Source organism: Macrococcus armenti, assembly GCF_020097135.1.
Taxonomy (GTDB): domain Bacteria; phylum Bacillota; class Bacilli; order Staphylococcales; family Staphylococcaceae; genus Macrococcoides; species Macrococcoides armenti.
Map to the genome: position 1 here is coordinate 628,145 of NZ_CP083608.1, position 22,247 is coordinate 650,391.

The following is a 22,247-nucleotide window of genomic DNA, read 5'->3' on the forward strand; positions in this document are numbered from 1 at the left end:
AAGGAAGCGGAATTATTCCGCTTCCTTTTGTATATATGCTTCTGCTTTTTCGATTTGTAATGAAACACTTTTAATACTCGTACCGTTGTCGTTTGTTCTTCGATTGACAGCATATGCAGGATCTAATTTTTCATAAATGGCGTCATTAATTTGAGGCACAACTGTTTTATAATGTGACAGTGGAATATCTTTCAGTAATATCTCATTATCAATTGCATAGAGCACAAGTTTCCCTGTAATTTCGTGTGCTTCTCTAAATGGTATGTTCAGCGTCACAAGATAATCTGCCAGTTCTGTTGCGTTAGAATAGTCACTTTTTGTCGTCTCAATTAGCTGTTCGGTATTTACTTCCATCGATTCAATCATCCCAGTAAAGATCTGAACGGACTGAATCGCTGTATCAATACTATTGAAGAAACCTTGTTTGTCTTCCTGTAAATCTTTGTTATATGCAAGTGGGAGCCCCTTTAATGTCATGAGTAATCCGATATAATTTCCTGCAACAGTTCCTGATTTGCCACGTATGAGTTCTGCCATATCAGGATTTTTCTTCTGGGGCATAATGGATGAACCTGTCGTATATGCATCCCTTAATGTTATGAATTTAAATTCTTCACTGCACCATAATATAATTTCTTCTGAGAATCGTGATAAGTGCATCATTAATACATTAATATTATGCATCATATCAAGTATATAATCTCTGTCACTTACGGCATCGATACTGTTCGGATAAACACTATCGAAGCCTAGTGCATGAGCTGTATATTGCTGTTCAATCGGAAATGTTGTTCCGGCTAATGCACCTGATCCAAGCGGTGACACATTCACACGTTTTAAAGCGTCATTAAATCTTTCTTTATCACGATTTAGCATCCAGAAATACGTCATAATATGGTGACTGAAGAGTATCGGTTGCGCGCGTTGCATATGCGTATATCCAGGCATAATGACCGATAAATACTTTTTACTCAGTGTAATAAGGACTTGCTGTAATTCGTTGATGGACTGAATAATCGTTTCTGTCTGCTCTCGTGCATAGAGATGCATATCTGTTGCGACTTGATCATTACGTGAACGTGCAGTATGCATCTTTCCACCGACAGGGCCGATTTTTTCAATGAGTAGCTTTTCGATATTCAGATGGATATCTTCATATTCTTTTTTAAAGTCAACGGTCCCTGCTTCATAATCCTGAACGATTGCGTTTAGTCCGTTAATAATTAGTGCAGCGTCATCTTTACTTATAATGTTTGTGTTTTTCAACATGTTAACATGAGCGATACTTCCATTTATATCATGATAAAAGAGTCTTTGATCAACTTCTATCGACTGATTGAAGTTAGCGACTTGTTCACTCATCGACTGTGTAAATCTTCCACCCCAAAGTGCTTTACTCATGCTGCTCACCACCATATACACGTGTCGCCTGTTTTACTGGTAATTCATATATTTCAATAAATCCAACACTTGCCTGATGATTAAAAGTATCTTCTTTCGTATATGTTGCAAGTTTTTCATTATAGAGTGCATTATCGCTCTTTCTACCAATTACAGTAATGTTACCTTTATAAAGTTTTACTTTCGTCTCGCCGTTTACGTACTGCTGCATATCTGTAAGCAAGTTTTTAATATGGTCTGCAAGCGGTGAAAAGAATAAACCGTTATAAATTAAGTTAGAGAATTGCTGCTCGATATACGGTTTAAAATGCTGAACATCTTTCGTTAACGTAATCGTCTCTAAATCTTTATGTGCAGTAAGTAGCATCATTGCACCTGGTGCTTCATATACTTCACGGGATTTTATGCCGACGAGACGATTTTCAACGTGATCAATTCTTCCGACACCATGTTTTCCGCCGATAACATTTAACTGTTTAATAATTTCGTGTAATGGCATCATTTTTCCATTTAATGCGATAGGGAGGCCCGATTTAAATGTTATGTCGATAATTTCCTCTTCATCGGGTGCTGCTTTTGGCGCTACAGTTAAATCGTAAGCATCTTCAGGTGGCATCGCATATGGATCTTCTAAGATGCCACACTCATTGCTTCTTCCCCATAAATTCTGATCGATAGAATACGGAGAATCAAGGTTGATAGGTACTGGAATGTCATGTGCTTTCGCATATTCTATCTCTTCTTCACGACTGAATCCCCAGTCACGAACAGGTGCAAGCGTTGTAATTGATGGATCGATGCTGTGTATGGCAACTTCGAATCGTACTTGGTCATTCCCTTTACCAGTACAGCCGTGCGCAATAAATTTTGCATCATACTGATGTGCAATTTTTACGAGTTCCTTTGCGATGAGTGGTCTGCTGAGTGCAGATATTAACGGATACGTCTCTTCATATAAACTATTACCTTTAATTGCATAAGATAAGTATTCATCCGCATATGTCTCAACTTTATCCAGCATAATCGATGCTATTGCCCCAACATTTAATGCTTTTTCTTTTACATTCTCTAGATCCTTCCCTTCACCAACATCAAGGCAGCAGGCGATAACATCATAACCTTTATCGATAAGCCATTGTATTGCGACGCTCGTATCAAGTCCTCCTGAATATGCGAGTACTACTTTTTCTTTGTTATTCATTTTACATTCCTCCAGATGATTTAAAAATATTTCAACTAATTATACATAATAATGTATCAATATACATAAATATTATCAAGTATTTTTATGCAAAAATTTGAATAAAAATATTGTTTTTGTTTTTCTGAAATAAAATTATAGATGTAAGCGCTTAATAAATCACTATGGATTGAGAACTGTTGCTGAATCAAGTACAATGATTGTGAAACTATGAACAGGAGGAACAACGATGACACACATTAAATTTAATTACGACATGGCAAAATCATTCGTTGGCGAACATGAGCTGACACAGATGCAGGACTTAGTTAAGAACATTCACCACGTCATTCACGAAGGAAGCGGCGCTGGGAATGACTTTTTAGGGTGGCTTGATCTACCTGTTGATTACGATAAGGAAGAGTTTGCACGCATTAAAGAAAGTGCGAAGAAAATTAATTCAGATAGCGATGTATTAATCGTTATCGGAATCGGTGGTTCGTATTTAGGCGCACGTGCAGCAATTGAAATGCTTAATAAATCGTTTGATCATCTTGATACAAATAAAACGCAGATTATTTTCGCAGGACATCAGTTATCTTCAAGTTATTTGAATGATTTAATTGAATATGTACAGGATAAAGATTTCTCAGTAAATGTAATTTCTAAGTCTGGGACAACGACAGAACCAGCTGTTGCTTTCCGTGTATTTAAAAAATTATTAGAAGAGAAGTACGGTAAAGAAGGTGCGAAGTCACGCATTTACGCAACTACAGATAAGGCTAAAGGTGCTTTAAAGTCATTAGCAACGACTGAAGGTTATGAAACATTCGTAGTGCCGGATGATGTTGGTGGACGTTTCTCTGTATTAACAGCAGTAGGACTATTACCGATTGCTACAGCTGGTCATGATATCGATGCAATGATGGAAGGTGCAGCAAATGCGCGAACTGAACTTGCTTCATCTGAACTTTCTGAGAACATCAGTTATCAATATGCAGCATTACGTAATATTTTATACAATAAAGGGTATACGATTGAAATGCTGATTAACTACGAACCAAGTCTGCAATACTTTAATGAATGGTGGAAACAGTTATTCGGTGAGTCTGAAGGTAAGGACTTTAAAGGTATTTATCCATCAAGTGCAAACTTTTCAACGGATCTTCATTCATTAGGTCAATACGTTCAGGAAGGCCGTCGCGACATATTTGAAACAGTCGTTAAAGTAACAACACCAAGAAGTGATGTTACAATTGAAGCGGATGAGAATGATTTAGATGGTCTGAACTTCTTAGCAGGTAAAACATTGGACTTCGTTAACACGAAAGCATTCCAGGGAACATTGCTTGCACATAGCGATGGTGGCGTACCTAACTTCGTCGTTGAAGTACCGAAATTAGATGCATTTACTTTCGGTTACCTTGTTTACTTCTTTGAGTTAAGTGTTGCGATGAGTGGTTACTTACTCGGTGTGAATCCATTTAATCAGCCAGGTGTTGAAGCATATAAACAAAATATGTTTGCATTATTAGGTAAGCCTGGATATGAAGATAAAAAAGCTGAACTTGAAGCACGTTTATAATATTTATGTTAAGCCTGGGACTTTATTTGTCCTGGGCTTATTTTTCATTTATAATCACTTAAAAGCTAAGTGGAGATGATGATATGTTTACAGAAGCACAACTCATGGACTTATTACAGCAATTTAAAGGACTTGGAATTGTAATTGCTTTTCTTCTGCCGTTTATTGAGGCGTTTATACCGATACTGCCAATTGTTGTATTTGCTGTCGTGAATGTAAATGCTTACGGATTAATTCCAGGTTTTCTTATTACGTGGAGTGGTGCTGTGAGTGGTGCATTTTTAGTCGCACTTATCATTAGAAAGTATGGTCAGTATCGTTTCTTGAGGCGATTCAGTAAACATCCGAAAACTTTAAAGTTTATTCGACGTGTTGATGATAAAGGTGTGATGCCTCTCTTTTTATTACTCTGTTTTCCTTTTACGCCATCCAGTCTCGTGAATATTGTTGCAGGATTAAGTACGATAAATCTTAAACGCTATTTAGTTGCTGTCATGTTCGGGAAAGCCATTATGTTATTGACGTTGAGTTATATTGGTAACGATATATATTCCTTTGTGAAAGCACCTAAAAAGAGTATAATTGTCATTATAGTATTGATTTGTTTATGGTGGATTGGAAAGCAAGTTGAAAAGCATATCCATAAAAATTAGTGAGCTGAGGTGTAATTTTTGAGACAGGAATTTATAGAATGGTTTATTGCAATTATTATTGCAACACTATTGTATATTATTGTTACTACATTTTTCTTTATGTCTTATACCGTCAGCGGAGATTCTATGTATCCTACATTTGAAAATGGAGATAAAGTGATTGTCAACAAGATGAGCACGATACATCATGGAGAAGTCATCGTATTTAAAACGGATAAAAAAGAAAATTTTGTAAAACGTGTTATCGGTATACCGGGAGATAATGTCGAGTATGTTAATGATGTGTTATACATAAATGGAAAACGAATCGCAGAACCTTATTTGCAGGAAAATGAAATTGCAAAATCTAATGTTCTATTGACAGAAAACTTTAATATTACTGAAATTGTGGGATCAGAGGGTCAAAAAACGATACCGAAAAATAAATATTTAGTACTCGGAGATAATCGTGAAATTAGTCAGGATAGTCGTCATTTCGGTTTAATCGAAGGTAGTCAGATCGTTGGAGAAGTTCAAGTCAGATACTGGCCGATCAGTACATTTCATGTTAATTTTAGCCCACAATAATATATAAGCAACTTTACAAAGTAGTATTGTTTGTAAAGTTGCTTTTTTAGGAGGAAAGAGATGACAGTTCAATTGTTATTAGGTAGACGCGGCACTGGTAAAACACATCATATCGTAGAAGTTATTAAGTCGGATTTGAAGGATAAACCGCTTGGGGATCCGATAATTATGATTACACCAAGACAGAGCACGTTTCAAATCGAACAGGCGCTCAGTCAGGATGCGTTAATAAAAGGAAGCGTAAGAACTGCAATTTATTCATTCGATAGACTGTACTGGCGTCTTGAAAGTGAAGAAGGATTATCATCATTGAAACAAATATCAAAAAGTGGTTCTGAAATGATGGTTTATCAAATGCTGAATACGCATAAAGCACAATTAAAAAGATTTCATTCAACGAGTGAATATTATGGATTTAGTCAGAAGATGGCGGCAGTTATTTCTGACTTAAAAAAATATAATGTAACGCCAGCAAATCTGCTCAATATATTACAGGAAAATATTGATGTCAGAACGAAAGATAAACTCCACGATATTCATGTTATTTATAATGCATTAGAAAATAAAATAACTGGTCAGTATATGCAAACAGAAGATATGCTGCTGAATTTACGTGAACTTATCGCACAAAGCAGTACAATACGTAAGTCTGATATTTTTATTGATGGATTTTATAACTTTACGACTGTAGAGTATATGGTTATAGTAGCACTCGCACAGCATGCGAAGTCATTAACGATTGCTTTGACGATTGATCAGACTGATCCAGTACTTTTCAGAAAGACGTCAGAAACACTTGAGCATATAAAGACGCATCTAGCTCATGTCGATATCGCATACAACGTCCAGAATTTTAATACGCGTTATCGATTTAATGAAACGTTGAGCATATTAGAAAGTAGTTTTTCTGAAGATATAAATTTCAATGCAACGAAAGATATTCAATTATCCGCACACAGTACTGTAATGGATGAAGCAGAATATACAGCACATGAAATTATGAAACGTGTGCGAAATGGGCAACGCTTTAAAGATATTGCGATACTGTATCGCGACGAAAGCTATGTAAAGGCGCTTACAGATGCAATGGATATACATCAAATTCCATACCATACAGATTTTAAAACGCAGATGATTCATCATAAAGTAATCGAATTTATACGTTCAATACTTGATGTATGTAAGTCAAATATGCGTATAGAACATTTATTCAGAGCATTAAAGACAGGACTTATTACGCATGCGCATAAACATGATGAGGAATTGCTGCTCGTTGACATGCTGGAAAATGTAATGATTGAACGCGGCATGTATTATACAGACATTTTAGAAGGGCGTAAGCTGTTTTATGATGACAATGATAAATACAATAAAGATCAGTGGGATGCATTATTAAATTATATTAATTTTATTACCGAAACAATCGAGCCATTCAGAAAGACGTTGCAAAATGCAGTAACAGGACGTGAATTTGCGGTAGCCATTTATGAACTGCTCCTTAAATTATCAATTCCAGAATATTTAATGCAGCAGAAAGATTATGCACGAGATAATGGTGAACAGTATATAGCACTTACATTTGATCAAATATTATCAGGCATTAATCAAGTGCTGGATGATTTCGTATTAATACTGGACGACACAACGTTAGATTTAAAAGCGATGTGCGATATTATAGATGTTGGATTTGAAACGCTTGAGTTCAGCGCACCGCCACAAGGACTTGATCAAATTCAAATTCTGAACCTGGACTTAGCAAAGGTAGAAAATAAACCGATAATCTTTGTTGTCGGTGTTAACGATGAATTGTTACCACGACCATTGAAAGAAGATGCGATTATTACAGATAAAGAGAAAAAATTAATGCAGGAAGTACAGAATGTACAGCTTGCACCGACAACAGATGTATTAATACAGGATGAGTGGTTTGTATTTTATACTGCCGTTACGCACGCAAAGCAGTCAGTATATTTATCATACAGTTTAATGAGTGTGAATCATGAAGCGATGCGTCCATCTCGTTATTTAGACCGTCTTAAACGACAACTTAATTTATCTGTTACGGATATGACACATGTTACGTCTCCTGAAGCACTTATTACAACATATGATGGAGGTATCAAACATGCTGTGACACATATTAATGATTTAGCATGGCATGACGTCGTTGAAACGTATAAATCCGATGCGAAGTTTAAACATATCTTTAAGCTGAAAGGTTTTAATAATCAATCAGAAACTTTAACAGATGGAGAAGTATCTCAGTTATATGGGGATACGATTAAAGCGAGTGTGTCACGATTTGAAACGTTTAATCAATGTGCGTTCAAACATTTTGCGAATCACGGATTAAAATTGAAAGAACGTATACCTTATCAATTCCAGTCATTCCAGCTCGGTAATATTTTTCATGATGTACTGCGACATTTAAGTGAGAAATATAAAGAAGATATTACGAAAGTGACACCATCTGTACTGCAAAGTGAGATTGATCAGTATTTACAGACAGTACTGCCGTCAGTCCAGTATGAAGTATTATATTCAAAACATTATTATAAGTATATTGTGAATCAAATTAAAACGATTCTGTTATCAACATTTACAGCATTACAGCGTCAAACGAAATATAGCAATTTTAAGATGCAGCACTTTGAAACGCGCTTCGGTAAAGGTGGTGCGTTAAATACGCAAGTATACAATTTCGGCAATAAGCGTATTGAAATTACAGGGCAGATTGACAGAATTGATACGATGCGTGCACAAAATAAAGATTACGTACGCATTATTGATTATAAATCAAGTGACACTGATCTGGATTTAAGAAAAGTATATTACGGCTTGCAAATGCAGATGTTAACGTATATGGATGTTGTATTATCCAATAAAGAGAAGCTCCAGCTTAATGAGGACGTCATACCTGCAGGTTTACTCTATTTCCATGTATTTAATCCGAAGCTGTCTTTCGGATTAAAGCAGGATTTGTCAGCACTTGTAGACGAAAGGTTCAGTCAGTACAGTATGAAAGGTTTTATACTGGATGATGTTGATATTGCGCGTGATATGGATACAACACTCGATGATGGAATGAAATCTTTAATCGTACCGGCGAAACTAAAAAATGACGGCACGTTTAACAAAACAAGCTCTAAAACATTATCAGTCGATGAAATGCATGCGCTAATAACGCATAATAAAGGAAAGTTTTTACAGACAGCAAGCAATATATTACAAGGTGATAGCAGCATTAATCCTGTAAAATTCCAGGACATTAATCCGTGTATGTATTGTGAATTTAAATCGGTATGTCATATCGATCCGATTATTAATCAACGTGACATCCGTACATTTGAAACAGATATTAATCCATTAAATGAAATTTTGAAAGAGGTGGACCGTGATGCAGTGGACGACTAGTCAGCAGGAAGCAATTGAAACGTCTGGACAGGATACGCTCGTTGCAGCAGCAGCCGGAAGTGGTAAGACAGCTGTACTTGTTGAACGTATTATCCGTAAAATCATTGATAAGCGTATTAATGTAGATGAACTACTCGTCGTGACATTTACGAATGCCAGCGCAAAAGAGATGAAACATCGAATTCAGAAACGTTTACAGGAAGCGTTACAATCTAATCCATCAGATAAACATTTAGAAGCACAACTCATTAAATTACATCAGGCTGATATTTCGACGTTACACCGCTTCTGTTTAAACTTAATCGAACGCTTCTATTATACGATTGATCTGGACCCAACATTCAGAACTGCAGGTGACGAGGAGCGCGCATTATTGTTAATGCAGGCAATTGATGATGTATTAGAAGTGATTTATGAACGCGCTGATGAAAATGATATGCAGCTGCTTCTACATTTATCGACGGACCGTAAAGATGATTATGTGAGAAGTACATTATCTAAGCTCTATCACTTTGCTATTGCAAATAATGAACCGAAAGCATGGCTTTGTTCAATTGCAGAAAGCTATGCAACGATTTCACCTGAGAGCGAGCTTTTCGCACAAATTAATGCACAGATGAATCGGGAAATTGCACAGGCGATTGCTTTAATCAGCCAGGCTGAAGATTTATGTATATCAGAAGCACTTGAAACGAATTTAACTTACTTACAGAAGCTCAGACACACGCTTTCTCAATATCCTGAGCAACTCGATGAGAAGTTTCTATTTATTCAAAGTGTGGACTTCGGACGTAAACCGAATATGAAAAAGTCAGATGATCCGAATGATAAAGTGTTAAACGAAGGTGTCAAAGCGCATTTAACGAATGCCAAACAATTGATAGCAAATATTAAAGAAAATTACTTATATGCTCCTATCGAAGAACTATGTGAAGATGTAAAAGCGATGGCCCAAGAAGTAAAAAGCTTAACGCAGATGACTGAGATGGTCATCGATACATTCAGTAATTTAAAGCGCGAGCGAAAACTTATTGATTTCAGTGACTATGAACACTTTGCGCTGCAAATATTGCTAGATGATGGCAATCCAACTGAAATTGCACGTATGTTACAGGAACAGTATCATGAAATTCTAGTTGATGAGTACCAGGACACAAATAGAGTACAGGAAAGTATTATACAGGCGATCAAGCAGCCGAATAATATGTTTATGGTAGGAGACGTGAAACAGTCTATCTATAAGTTCCGACAGGCTGAACCTGAATTATTCTTATATAAGTACAAACAATTTAAATCCGGTGGTCCCGGTAAAGTTATCGATCTATCCCAGAATTTCAGATCGCGCCGTTCAGTTATAGAAAACACGAATGAAATCTTCACGAAAATAATGGATGATACGTTAGGTGATATTGTTTACGATGAAGCACAGATGCTTTATTATGGCGCGCCGTATGATGAGCAATCACAGCAGACAGAACTACATTTTTTATCAAAGGCAGATCTTGAAGAAACTGAAGATTTTGAGTCACATCACATTGCGGATATTATCGAGCGTATTATTCAAGATGAACAAGTATACGATGTTAAAACAAGTACGTATCGCCGTGCACAGTATAAAGATATCGCAATATTAGAACGTGGTTTCAGTAATGCGGCAGTTCATATGAAAGTACTGAAAGACAGAAATATCCCATTTCATGTGAATAGTAAAGAAGGTTATTTCCAGACGGATGAGATTAATACAATTTTAAGTTTATTACGCGTAATCGATAATCCATTACAGGATATCCCGCTTGCAGGTATACTGCGCAGCATCATCTATCAGTTTAATGCACATGAATTAACGACACTACGTACAGATACGGATGTTTATTTATATGAGAATTTACTTCAGTATCGTACATTCGGAGAGAACGAGGAGTTAAAGCAGAAAGTTAATAAAGTGCTAGCAGATATTCACGATTATAGAGCGCTTGCGCGTACTGTGAGTGTTAAAGCATTAATTGATTATATATATAAAGATACGTTATTAATTGAGAAGTTTACGTTACTGCCAGGTGGCTTACAGCGTCAGGCAAATTTAGAAGGGCTTATTAGTAAAGCTGAACAGTTTGAACAAAGTAGTTATCGAGGGATTTATCAATTTCTCAGATTTATTGACAATATGATCGGTGCTGGTAAAGACTTCGGTGAAATGAATATCGTTTCAGATGAAGTGGATGTTGTACGCATGATGACCGTGCATGCATCAAAAGGACTTGAGTTTCTGTTTGTAATTTACAGCAATATTAATCGTAAGTTTAATTTAATGGAAACGAAGGAACAAGTGCTGTTAAATCAACGTCTCGGTTTATCTATCAATTATTACGATAAAGATGCACACGTGACATATCCACTCGTTATGAATCAACTATTTAAAACGAAGATTCGTAATGAACAAGTGTCTGAAGAATTGCGTCTCATGTATGTAGCGTTAACCCGTGCAAGAGAGAAGTTAATTTTAATAGGAACGGTTAAAGACAAGGAAGCTGTAGCGAAACTCGGAGATGTAAATGCAGCAACTAAGCTTGACGATTACTACAGATTAACGGCTCAAAGTCCGCTACAACTCATCGCACCAGTCGCGCTATATGATGCGTCGATACAAATTCATATCATTGATACATTAAATGAATCACAAGTACACAAATCCGAAAGTGAAAATATTGCATCAAGTGATGTTGCCTGGCTTGAATCAATGAAACAGTATCGTTATCCATATCGCGACGATAATTTATTGCCGACGAAAGAAAGCGTATCTGAAATTAAGAAAGCTCAGGAAAGTGACGACGAAAGAACGAACTGGACGTATATTAATCAGACACGTCTAGGAAAAACGATGTACGACAGACCAAAATTTATGTCGGATGAGAAGAAGACGGCAAGTGAATATGGTACGTTAATGCATAAAGTAATGCAGCATTTACCGATTAAAGCACATACAGATATTGCATCCATTGAGCAGTTTCTTGACGATGTTACAGACCGAAACATTATTACAGCGGATGAGCGATTACTTGTAAATGTAGAACACATTTATCAATTTACGAAAAGTAAACTATTTGATGCAATGCAAAGAGCAGATGAAATCTACTTTGAATTACCGTTTGTAATCGGAAAACAATACATTACAGAAAGTCATCCGGAACAACTCGTTCAGGGGATGATAGACTGTGTCTATAAAGTAGAAGGTAATTATTATTTTATTGATTATAAGACGGATAAAGTGATCTCAAGACTTGGCAGATCGACGGATGAAACACTGCAGGAATTAAAAAAACGTTACATAGTACAGATGCATTACTATAAAAAGACACTTGAAGCGATATTAGGTGAGCCTGTTACCGGCTACTTGTATTTCTTTGAAGCAGGAACAGTTGAGGTATCATCATGAAAGTAATAATGAAATATATTATTGTCGCAGTTGTACTCATGCTGTATTTAATGCATTTTTCATTTTTAGTCGGTGAGCCATTTGAATTTATCAATCCATTTGAATATTTCGCGCAAGATGAACTCGTAACGCTTGAAAATTATATTTTTTTAATGTTGTATACGGCGATACCGATAATAAGTTACTTCATCGGACGAACGCAAATAACAAAGCGTACGCTTATAATGATGTTAACGTTAGGGATAATCCTCCTGATCATATCACGCATGAGCATCGTACTCCTCATTGCACTTGGTATAATCGTTTTAAAAGCGATTGAAAAAATTATTAAGTCTCACGCACAAATGCTCTATGCAACAATTAGTATGTTACTCATTACAACGCTTATATTTGTAATTGTTATGCCATCGCTAATTTTAAATGGTGCAGAAGAAACATTTCTTGATGTGAATGCATTTCAGTCTTATATCGGTACGTATAATGAATCGAACTTCATTCATATAACGAAACTGAATTTACAATTATTCGTTCAGCATATCGGATTATATAGCGTATTATTATGTTTTATCGTAGTGCCTTCAATGTTACTGGGAAAAGTAAACTTGAAACAATTTAAGTTACCGCTTGCAATGATTTTCCTGACAATAGGGGTAGCTATAAAACTATTGATATTCATTGTGAACCATAACTGGACACAAAGTTTAATTATTATTAACGGATCACTATTTATCGGACTTGGCATCGCGTTATTAATCGATAATGGAAAACGTTTAAAGGTGCAGGATATTGTTGTTACAACGCTATATATTGCAGTCTGTGAAGTAATACTTGTTATTACGTTTACTGGATATATCGGTATGTTCCCGGCAGAAAGTCTGAATATACTATTCAGTAAAAGTGTTGTCATTACAAGTATTATGAGTGTAATTTATGTGGTTTTGATGGTATTAATCAATAATAAATACAATAAATTCAAAAAAATCTGATAAATAAGATGAAAACGATGAAACATTCACTTAAGTTCTGTATAATGGAACAAAGTATAAGAAGGAGTGGAACTGATGAAATTTTTATCATTTGAATATGATGGCAACAAAACGTACGGTGTCAAAGTAAAACGCGAAGATGCAGCTTGGGATTTAGTACGCGTCTTCGAAACGACTAAAACGAAAGATTATCCGAAAACATTACTGGAAGCATTACAGCAGAACAATACGCTCGATTTTCAGGAGCTTGTGCGTGAAACAATTGAGAAACTTGAAGCAGAAAGTAATGCAGATGATTATAAAGTTGCATTTACAAATATGAAATTTTTACCACCAGTTGTCCCAACGAATAACGTTATCGCAATTGGACGTAATTATACAGATCACGCGAAAGAACTGAATAATGAAGTAGATGAATTATATGTGTTTACGAAAGCGCCATCGAGTTTAATTGGGGATAATGCAGAAATTCCTTCACATGAAGATGTAACGAATGCACTTGATTACGAAGGTGAGCTAGGAGTAGTAATTGGAAAGTATGGTCATAAGATTCCTAAAGCGCTGGCACTGGATTATGTATATGGTTATACAATTATTAACGATATTACTGCACGTGACTTACAGAAAGAACACGCACAGGCATTCCTTTCAAAAAGTTTACTTGGCGCATGTCCAATGGGACCATATATCGTAACGAAAGATGAATTACCTACACCAGAAAATGCAAATATCGTTACGAAAGTAAATGGTGAAATTCGTCAAGACGGCAATACGAAAGATATGGTAAAGAAAATTGATGACTTAATTGCAGAAATCTCTCAATATGTTGCATTACATCCGGGAGATATTATCGCAACAGGCACACCAAGTGGCGTAGGAGCTGGAATGAACCCGCCGGTATATTTAAAGCGTGGCGATGAAGTAAAAGTCACAATTGATGGTATCGGAACTTTAACGAATACAATCGGTGAGTAACTTAATTTTGTGCCGTTATTCTATTACAATATACATGTAATATGGTAAGATAATAACAGTATGAAAAAAAGGAGTGAAAACAATGACAACAGGTATGTTTCATTTACACATTTTAAGTTGGGTAGTATTAATTATTGTATTCTTTGCATCTTATTCTAATTTCTCTGATCGATTAGGACCAAGCAAATATTTCAAACCATTATTAATGGTACAGCGATTATTTGCATTGCTCGCAATTGTGAGTGGGGTATTTATTTTCTTTGATGTCGACCAAACAAGTCCGGCATTATATGGAATTAAGTTCTTGTCAGGAATTATTACAATTGGATTAATGGAAATGACGATTGCGAAGAAGAAAAAGAAAAAACCATCAAGAACATTCTTCTATCTTGCAGTTCTATTTATTGTAATTACAATTGCATTAGGTATACATCTACCATACGGTGTAATTCCAAAATTATTTTAATCTTTCAAAATTAATTTAGCCGACTTTAGTTAAGTGAAACTTTCTAAAGTCGGTTTTTTGAATTTTTTATGAATTATTACATAACGCTGTATTTATTTAGTATAATCAATGTAATAACTTAAGTGAGGGTATTTCAATGAAGAAATTTGCAATGATGATTATTGTATTCCTATTAACATTAAGCGCATTACCAGCACAGGCAGAGCGTAATGCACAAGATGAACTACGTATTTACAGTATACTTACTGACCGATTTATGAATGGTGATGAGCACAACAATAAAGATATTCATAATGAAAAGGAAAACAATTTACCATATGGTGGAGACTTTAAAGGGATTATCGACAAAATAGAGTACATTAAGAAAATGGGCTTTAACACAGTTCATGTTTCACCGGTATTTGAGCATGAGAAAAATGATTATATGGGCTATAAAGTATCAGACTATAAAACGATTTCTAAAAGATTTGGTGGAGAAAAAGAATTTAAACAGCTCGTATATCTCGCACATAAAAATGATTTAAAAGTAATTGTAGATATGCCTGCGGTTGCAACAGATGAATTTACGAAAGCATCGAATACGAAGATGAACAAAATAGAGCAATCTTATTTTAAAGATACGCCGATCATTAATCTAACGAATGAAGCGAATATTAAACGTTATAAGCAGTATATGACAGATTTCGTAAACAAAACGAAAGTCGATGGTTTATCGATGTATGTTATGCAGGATAACGTTGACCTATCAAAAGTATTCCCTGATAATGTAACGAAAATTGCAATAACAAATAGTGATACGAACGTTTTAGGTTATGATTATATTCAAAAAGGGACGACAGCAACACAGATTGCACAAGCATTTAAAAATGTAGACCAGGATATACCTGAACAATACAGCAAAAAAGAATTATTAGCATCTGACAATTACTTTATGCCGAGATTTACGAGTTATGCGGTTAAAGAAAATATGTTCCCGGGAACACGTATTAAGCAAATGATGGCATATTTATTCGTTCAGAAACAACCGGTCAGCATGACATATGGTACTGAAATCGCGATGAACGGTGAGAAGTTACCTGATTTACATCAATTACTTGATTTCAGAACTGACCGAGAAGTTGTAGATTATTTAGGACAGACGAGTGAAGTACTGCAGAAATATAAAGAAATGTTCGATGGTACATCTAAAGTAATCTATAACGAAAAAGGTGAACAAATTATATACTTTGATACCGATAAAGTAGATTTTGTATTCAATATGAATGATACGAGTAAATCAACGAATGTTACATTAACTGAGAAGGACGTTCCAGGAGATAAAATGTTAAGTGGTTTACTCATCGGTGATAGAATTCACGTGAAGGACGGAAAGTTTAATTTAATAACGAACCGTGAAGAAACAGAATTATACGCAGTAATACCACCACGTGGATTGAATATGGGTTACGTTATTGCTTCGCTATTAACGATTGTTCTGTTTACAATTTTTATTATCGGCGCTGCAAGAAACAGAAGAAAAAATTTACAGAAATAATAAAGAAGACAACGCTATCGATTGCGTTGTCTTCTTTAATTTATTTCGCTTTATAGCCTATCATATTCACAATATCTTTCGGACTTGAGTAATCCGGGTGATATGCAACTTCAATATCCGCTAAATCGTCGATCGTTAAGCCACCAATCATTGCGGTTGAAATAATATCAATTCGCTTATCAACACCGTGCTGTCCTGATGCTGAAGCGGATAATATTTGTCTTGATTTGTTGTCATAATAAACGACAAGACTTAACTTACTACTTCCTGGCATATAACCAGCTTTATGCTTTTGAGTTTGGGATACTTTTGTAACGTGATCCATTTTTTCAAGAATACTTTCCGGTAATCCGGTTGAAGCATATGTAAAATTAAATAGTCTTAATATATTGCTACCGAGTAACCCTTTAAATGCTATTTTTTCTTTCTGTGTAATATTATGCGCAATAATAGAAGCAGCTCTATGTGTACCCCATGCAAGTGCGATTGTTGCAGGTTGATCGATATGGCGATAAAATGTTTCAATTGCATCTCCTAACGCATATATCGATTCATCACTCGTTTCGAAATACTTGTTCACTTTAATATAGCCTTTATCATTCAGTTGGATGGCTTCACCGATAAACTCACTGTTCGGTGTCAGTCCAAGTGCCGTTATGATCATATCAAACTGCTTTGTTTCTCCCGACTTAAAAGTTATAGTTTTACCTTCGATTTGTTTTACTTCGTCATTCAGCATAAGGTGAACATCATTGTCCGTCAGCACATCTTTAACTGAGGCTGTAATCTCTTTACTCATATTTTTTAAGAAGTGTTCACTGCGATGTACGAGTGTAACGTTAAGTCCACGATGTTTTAAATTTTCAGCCATTTCTAAACTAATATATCCACCACCAATGACTAGTGCGTTTTTAACGTGATGTTCCTGGATATAGTTTTCGATATTATCTGTATCTTCAAGGTTATGAAGCTGTAATACGTGTTTATGTCCTTTATAAATATCAGGCACAATTTGTCGTGCACCAGGTGATAGGATTAAGTAATCGTATGTATCCGTCATAGATGTGTTTGTTTGATGATTATAAATTTCTATCTTTTTTTCATCCGGTAATATTTTCGTTACTTCGTGATACGTATGAACATCAATATTACGTTTCGCTTTAAATTCATTTGGAGTCGTCATGACGATTTCATCGCGACTTTCAACTGTTTCTCCTAAATAATAAGGCAATCCGCAATTTGCGAAGCTCATATCTCGATGCTTTTCATAAACAGTAATTTCTGCATTTGAATCGAGTCTTCTAATTTGTGATGCGACAGTTGCACCACCTGCCACAGCACCTACGATTACGACTTTCATACTTACACCTCCAGATTAAAGTATTGAATTAAATACTTAGCAATACCATCTTCATTGTTTGTATCTGTCACATGGTTTGCAATTGTTTTTAACTCATCGATGGCATTGCCCATTGCAACACCAGTACCTGCATAGCGAATCATTTCATTATCATTATCTTCATCACCGAATGCAATGACATTTTCCTGTTTAATGTTTAAGTATTCGTGGCAAAGTTTAACTCCGACTGCTTTATTAATCCCTTTTTTTACGATTTCAATAACTGGGAATGGTGCACCCCAGCGTCGATGTTCAAGATGGTCAGCATAGATTTCATCAAAGTGTTTGTATATATTCGGAATTTCTTTTTCTTCTGCTTGTATCAGTATAGTTGTTGGGGGTTCCTGAATGCTGTCTAGTAAATCTCCAATTTTAATGATAGGGTTGCCCATGCTGAAACCTTCAAATAAGTACTCGTCGTGATAATGTAAAAACACGCGGTCTTTAATTTCAGCGACAATGTTTTTTATATTAAGGTGAGGGATTTTTGCAAAAATATCACGTGACACATCTAAATCAAGCGTTTCATGAAACGTTTCGAAATTCATATCACACGGATGATGAACGAATGCACCATTGAAATTTACAATCGGTGTATCTAAATTGAGCGCGTTATAATAAATTTGACTTGCACGATACGGACGTCCTGTAGAAATAATAAATTTATGCCCTTGTGCCTGTAATATTTCGATAACCTTTTTCGTCAAAGGTGTGATTTCCTGCTTGCTATTTAATAACGTCCCGTCAAGATCGAGACAGATTAAATGTTGTTCCATTATATTACTCCTTTAGTTGTATTTCGTTTATATGTTTAATGATTTCTGATATAGTAAGTGTATAATAAACTTAGAGGTGATACAAATGGAAGAAGCTATGAAAGATAGTATTATGGGTGCACTTGAGAACGTTATCGACCCTGAACTTGGAATAGATATCGTAAATTTAGGATTAGTGTATCATGTAGATATGGATGATGATGGTTTATGTACAGTAGAAATGACATTGACATCAATGGGTTGCCCGATGGGACCTCAAATTATTGATCAGGTGAAAACTGCATTAGGTGAATTACCTGAAATTAAAGAAACAGAAGTAAATATCGTATGGAATCCAGTATGGAATAAAGATATGATGAGCCGTTATGCGAAAATCGCATTAGGTGTCAGCTAATAGAAACGTCCGAACATAAAATTGTTCGGACGTTTGTTTATTCAATTCGGCATATATTGATCGGACAGTGCTCACAGTTTATTTTATCTTTTAAATATTGAATATCTTTTATGATGATTTTCTTACCGTTCGTTTCTATTATATTCTTTTGTTTGAGTTCGCTAATAATACGGTTTACACCTTCACGCGTAGTGCCACCGAAATTCGCAAGTTCATTATTTGTAAGATCGATATTAAGTTTTATGCCTTCATCTGTTTGAACACCGTATGTATTCGTTAAGCGGATAAGCGTTGAGTATACAGCACCTTTTTTCCCTAAAGTATATAAGTCGCGTAATTTATATTCCTGCTTTTCGTTTTCGTTCTGAATGAAGAGCAGCCACTCATAGTTCAATACTTCATCATTTAGTATCGCACTTTCAAATGTTGCGATATCCAGCTTATAAACAGTCGTTCTGCTTTTTGTTTTAGCAAATAATGCGTGATATTTCGTACCACAAAACAGCGTGTTCACCCCGAATATGTTACGGCGCCCTAGCAGTTTTAAATTAAATTCCTTGCCATCTTCAAGTACGCGGTGTATTACAACATTTCCGCTTCCGATTACATATATTGAGTCAATTGGATCTTCTGCCTGAAAGATATACTGATTCGCATCGAACGTTTCTATCTTTCCTTCTTCCATTATAAAATTGACGATACTAGTTGCTTCATGAAATGCAGATTGAACCATTTTACTCACCTTCAGTCGTTACGTAGTTTTATATATATTATAACATAAGAAATTTTTAAGAATGTTAAGATTCGTTATATTTGTATTATGACGTCATTCGATTTATAATTAAACTATAGTCAAAGAAGGTCAAACAGAGGTGAGTAAATTGAATATAGAGCAAATGACATATAATGTACAAAGTGCTTTAGAACAAGCACAGCAAATGGCTAAAGACGATAAATTACAGGCGATTGAAACAGAACATGTATTGCTGTATTTCGTAAATACAGCAGACAGTATGCTGAATACAGTATTTGAACGTGCAAACTTAAATATTAAATCTTATAAATCAATACTGCAGTCAGCTTTAGAAAAAATGCCGCGCGTAGAGGGAAATGTTCAGTATGGTCAATACGTCGGCAATAATCTTGGCGCTTTAATTAATAAAGCAGAAACGCTTATGAAAGAGATGAATGATGAATTTATTTCAGCTGAGCATCTTATTCTTGGTGCAACTGAAGTTCATGAATTAACGCGTAACTTTGTAGGGAATAAAAGTGAAGTAATTAAAGAAATTATAATGAATATAAGAGGGGGAAATCATGTGACAACACAAAATCCAGAAGTTCAGTATGAAGTATTGAAGAAATATGGACGCGATCTCGTTGAAGAGGTGCGTAACGGTAAGATGGATCCGGTTATCGGTCGTGATGATGAAATTCGCAATACAATACGAATTTTAAGCCGTAAAACGAAAAACAATCCAATATTAATCGGGGAACCTGGTGTTGGTAAGACAGCAATTGTAGAAGGGCTTGCACAACGTATCGTGAAGCGTGACGTACCAGATAGTTTATTAGATAAAACGATATTTGAACTTGATTTATCAGCACTCGTTGCCGGTGCGAAGTTCCGTGGAGAATTTGAGGAACGTTTAAAAGCAGTGCTGAAGGAAGTTAAGGAATCTGACGGTAAAATTTTATTATTCATCGATGAGATTCATATGCTCGTTGGTGCAGGGAAAACAGATGGTGCGATGGATGCCGGTAATATGTTAAAACCGATGCTGGCACGCGGTGAACTGCATTGCATCGGAGCAACGACATTGAATGAATATCGTGAATACATTGAGAAAGATTCAGCGCTTGAACGTCGTTTCCAGAAAGTAAATGTTAAGGAACCGGATTTAGAAGATACAATTTCGATATTACGTGGCTTAAAGGAACGTTACGAAGTACATCACGGTGTGCGTATTCAGGACAATGCACTCGTTGCTGCCGCTGAATTATCAGATCGATATATTACAGATCGCTTTTTACCTGATAAAGCTATTGATCTCGTTGACCAGGCGTGTGCAACGATTCGCACAGAGATGGGCTCTAATCCGACTGAGCTGGATGCTGTAAACAGAAGAGTATTACAACTTGAAATTGAAGAGAAAGCATTAAAGCATGAAAGTGATGCAAAGTCAGAAGCAAGATTACATGAACTCCAAAAAGAACTTGCAGATGAAAAAGAACGTCAGCAAATGTTAACAGCTAAAGTTGGAAAAGAAAAAGAACAAATTAGCGTCGTACAGAATAAACGTGCTGAACTCGATGATTACCGTAAACAGTTAGAAGATGCACAAAGTAACTATGATTTAGAAAAAGCATCTGAACTACAGTACGCGAAGATTCCGGCAATTGAGAAAGAATTATCAGACTTAGAAGCACAACTGCTGGATGAAACGAAAGATACAGATCGTCTCATTCGTGAAGTTGTTACAGAAGAAGAAATTGGCTATATCGTATCACAATGGACAGGTATTCCTGTAAATAAACTCGTAGAATCTGAAAAGGATAAACTATTACGACTTTCAAATATTCTGCATGAACGTGTTGTCGGTCAGGATGAAGCAGTTGATTTAGTATCAGATGCAGTTATTCGTGCACGTGCCGGTATTAAAGATCCAAATCGTCCGATAGGTAGTTTCTTATTTTTAGGACCTACAGGAGTCGGTAAAACGGAACTTGCCAAAGCACTTGCAAGTACATTATTTGATTCTGAGAAACATATGGTCAGAATAGATATGAGTGAGTACATGGAGAAACATTCTGTCAGCCGTTTAATCGGGGCACCTCCTGGATATGTAGGTCACGAAGAAGGTGGACAACTTACTGAAGCAGTGCGAAGAAATCCGTATACTGTGCTATTACTGGATGAGATTGAAAAAGCACATAGCGATGTATTTAATGTGCTGCTCCAACTACTGGATGAAGGACGTCTGACGGACTCGAGAGGTCGTAACGTAGACTTCAAGAACACAATCGTGATTATGACGAGTAATATCGGTTCGCAATATTTACTGGATGGTATTGAAAATGGCGAGATTACTGAGGAAGCAAGAAATAATGTGACTGCTGCGTTACATCAATACTTTAAACCAGAAATATTAAATCGTATGGATGATATCATTATGTTTAAACCATTATCTCGAAATGATATGACATTTATCGTCGATAAGATTGTGAATCAGCTAAATATTCGATTAATGAATAACGGCGTACATGTTCACTTAACGGATGCGGTAAAAACTTGGATTGCAGATACAGCTTATGAACCACAGTTCGGTGCACGTCCGTTAAAAAGATTCGTACAAAAAGAAATCGAAACACCACTTGCAAAACTTCTGATTAAGGAAGATTACGCTGAAGGAACTGAAATCACGATAGACCGCACTGATGATGAAATTACATTTAAAGCATAATAAAAAGCACCAGATTCATA

At 35.8% G+C, this 22,247-nt stretch carries 16 protein-coding genes; 11 read left to right on the plus strand and 5 right to left on the minus strand.

Annotated elements, in window-relative coordinates:
* Nucleotides 1–12: 12 nt before the first annotated feature.
* Nucleotides 13–1,401, minus strand: a complete 1,389-nt coding sequence (gene argH / locus LAU42_RS03440; RefSeq protein ID WP_224184293.1) for an argininosuccinate lyase — start codon at nucleotides 1,399–1,401, stop codon at nucleotides 13–15.
* Nucleotides 1,394–2,602: an argininosuccinate synthase gene (locus LAU42_RS03445; protein ID WP_224184294.1), complete on the minus strand. Its 1,209-nt coding sequence runs from the start codon at nucleotides 2,600–2,602 to the stop codon at nucleotides 1,394–1,396. The genes argH and LAU42_RS03445 overlap by 8 nt, the downstream gene beginning before the upstream one ends.
* 229 nt (nucleotides 2,603–2,831) lie before the next feature.
* On the opposite strand from LAU42_RS03445, the gene LAU42_RS03450 reads away from it, so the two are divergent.
* The 9 genes from LAU42_RS03450 to LAU42_RS03490 all read left to right on the plus strand — a co-directional run bounded on the left by LAU42_RS03450 (nucleotide 2,832) and on the right by LAU42_RS03490 (nucleotide 16,194).
* Nucleotides 2,832–4,166, plus strand: coding sequence for a glucose-6-phosphate isomerase (locus LAU42_RS03450; RefSeq protein WP_224184295.1), 1,335 nt, complete (start codon nucleotides 2,832–2,834; stop codon nucleotides 4,164–4,166).
* Nucleotides 4,167–4,249: 83 nt separating this feature from the next.
* Nucleotides 4,250–4,819, plus strand: coding sequence for a TVP38/TMEM64 family protein (locus LAU42_RS03455; RefSeq protein ID WP_224184296.1), 570 nt, complete (start codon nucleotides 4,250–4,252; stop codon nucleotides 4,817–4,819).
* An 18-nt stretch (nucleotides 4,820–4,837) separates the two neighbouring features.
* The gene (gene lepB, locus LAU42_RS03460; protein ID WP_224184297.1) at nucleotides 4,838–5,386 is read left to right on the plus strand and encodes a signal peptidase I; all 549 of its coding nucleotides are present in this window, start codon (nucleotides 4,838–4,840) and stop codon (nucleotides 5,384–5,386) included.
* Between the two features lie 60 nt (nucleotides 5,387–5,446).
* Nucleotides 5,447–8,800, plus strand: coding sequence for a helicase-exonuclease AddAB subunit AddB (addB, locus tag LAU42_RS03465; protein WP_224184298.1), 3,354 nt, complete (start codon nucleotides 5,447–5,449; stop codon nucleotides 8,798–8,800).
* The gene (gene addA, locus LAU42_RS03470) at nucleotides 8,784–12,233 is read left to right on the plus strand and encodes a helicase-exonuclease AddAB subunit AddA (protein WP_224184299.1); all 3,450 of its coding nucleotides are present in this window, start codon (nucleotides 8,784–8,786) and stop codon (nucleotides 12,231–12,233) included. The genes addB and addA overlap by 17 nt, the downstream gene beginning before the upstream one ends.
* 8 nt (nucleotides 12,234–12,241) lie before the next feature.
* Nucleotides 12,242–13,219: a hypothetical protein gene (locus tag LAU42_RS03475; RefSeq protein ID WP_224184300.1), complete on the plus strand. Its 978-nt coding sequence runs from the start codon at nucleotides 12,242–12,244 to the stop codon at nucleotides 13,217–13,219.
* Nucleotides 13,220–13,294: 75 nt separating this feature from the next.
* Nucleotides 13,295–14,194: a fumarylacetoacetate hydrolase family protein gene (locus LAU42_RS03480; protein ID WP_224184301.1), complete on the plus strand. Its 900-nt coding sequence runs from the start codon at nucleotides 13,295–13,297 to the stop codon at nucleotides 14,192–14,194.
* An 82-nt stretch (nucleotides 14,195–14,276) separates the two neighbouring features.
* On the plus strand, nucleotides 14,277–14,660 hold the full coding sequence (locus tag LAU42_RS03485; RefSeq protein ID WP_224184302.1) for a YisL family protein: 384 nt from the start codon (nucleotides 14,277–14,279) through the stop codon (nucleotides 14,658–14,660).
* A gap of 136 nt (nucleotides 14,661–14,796) precedes the next feature.
* A complete protein-coding gene (locus tag LAU42_RS03490; RefSeq protein ID WP_224184303.1) occupies nucleotides 14,797–16,194 on the plus strand; it encodes an alpha-amylase family glycosyl hydrolase in 1,398 nt (465 codons plus the stop codon).
* Nucleotides 16,195–16,234: 40 nt separating this feature from the next.
* Here LAU42_RS03490 and LAU42_RS03495 read toward each other — a convergent pair whose 3' ends face one another.
* Together LAU42_RS03495 and LAU42_RS03500 are read right to left on the minus strand one after the other, a co-directional pair.
* On the minus strand, nucleotides 16,235–17,554 hold the full coding sequence (locus LAU42_RS03495) for a CoA-disulfide reductase (RefSeq protein WP_224184304.1): 1,320 nt from the start codon (nucleotides 17,552–17,554) through the stop codon (nucleotides 16,235–16,237).
* A 2-nt stretch (nucleotides 17,555–17,556) separates the two neighbouring features.
* On the minus strand, nucleotides 17,557–18,369 hold the full coding sequence (locus LAU42_RS03500; protein WP_224184305.1) for a Cof-type HAD-IIB family hydrolase: 813 nt from the start codon (nucleotides 18,367–18,369) through the stop codon (nucleotides 17,557–17,559).
* Between the two features lie 85 nt (nucleotides 18,370–18,454).
* Here LAU42_RS03500 and LAU42_RS03505 point away from each other — a divergent pair, with 85 nt between their 5' ends.
* Nucleotides 18,455–18,763, plus strand: a complete 309-nt coding sequence (locus LAU42_RS03505) for a metal-sulfur cluster assembly factor (RefSeq protein WP_224184306.1) — start codon at nucleotides 18,455–18,457, stop codon at nucleotides 18,761–18,763.
* Nucleotides 18,764–18,800: 37 nt separating this feature from the next.
* On the opposite strand, the gene LAU42_RS03510 is transcribed toward LAU42_RS03505, so the two are convergent.
* Nucleotides 18,801–19,496: a Crp/Fnr family transcriptional regulator gene (locus tag LAU42_RS03510; protein ID WP_224184307.1), complete on the minus strand. Its 696-nt coding sequence runs from the start codon at nucleotides 19,494–19,496 to the stop codon at nucleotides 18,801–18,803.
* Between the two features lie 148 nt (nucleotides 19,497–19,644).
* Between LAU42_RS03510 and clpB the strand changes: the two genes are divergently transcribed.
* Nucleotides 19,645–22,227, plus strand: a complete 2,583-nt coding sequence (clpB, locus tag LAU42_RS03515) for an ATP-dependent chaperone ClpB (protein ID WP_224184728.1) — start codon at nucleotides 19,645–19,647, stop codon at nucleotides 22,225–22,227.
* The last annotated feature ends 20 nt before the right edge of the window (nucleotides 22,228–22,247 follow it).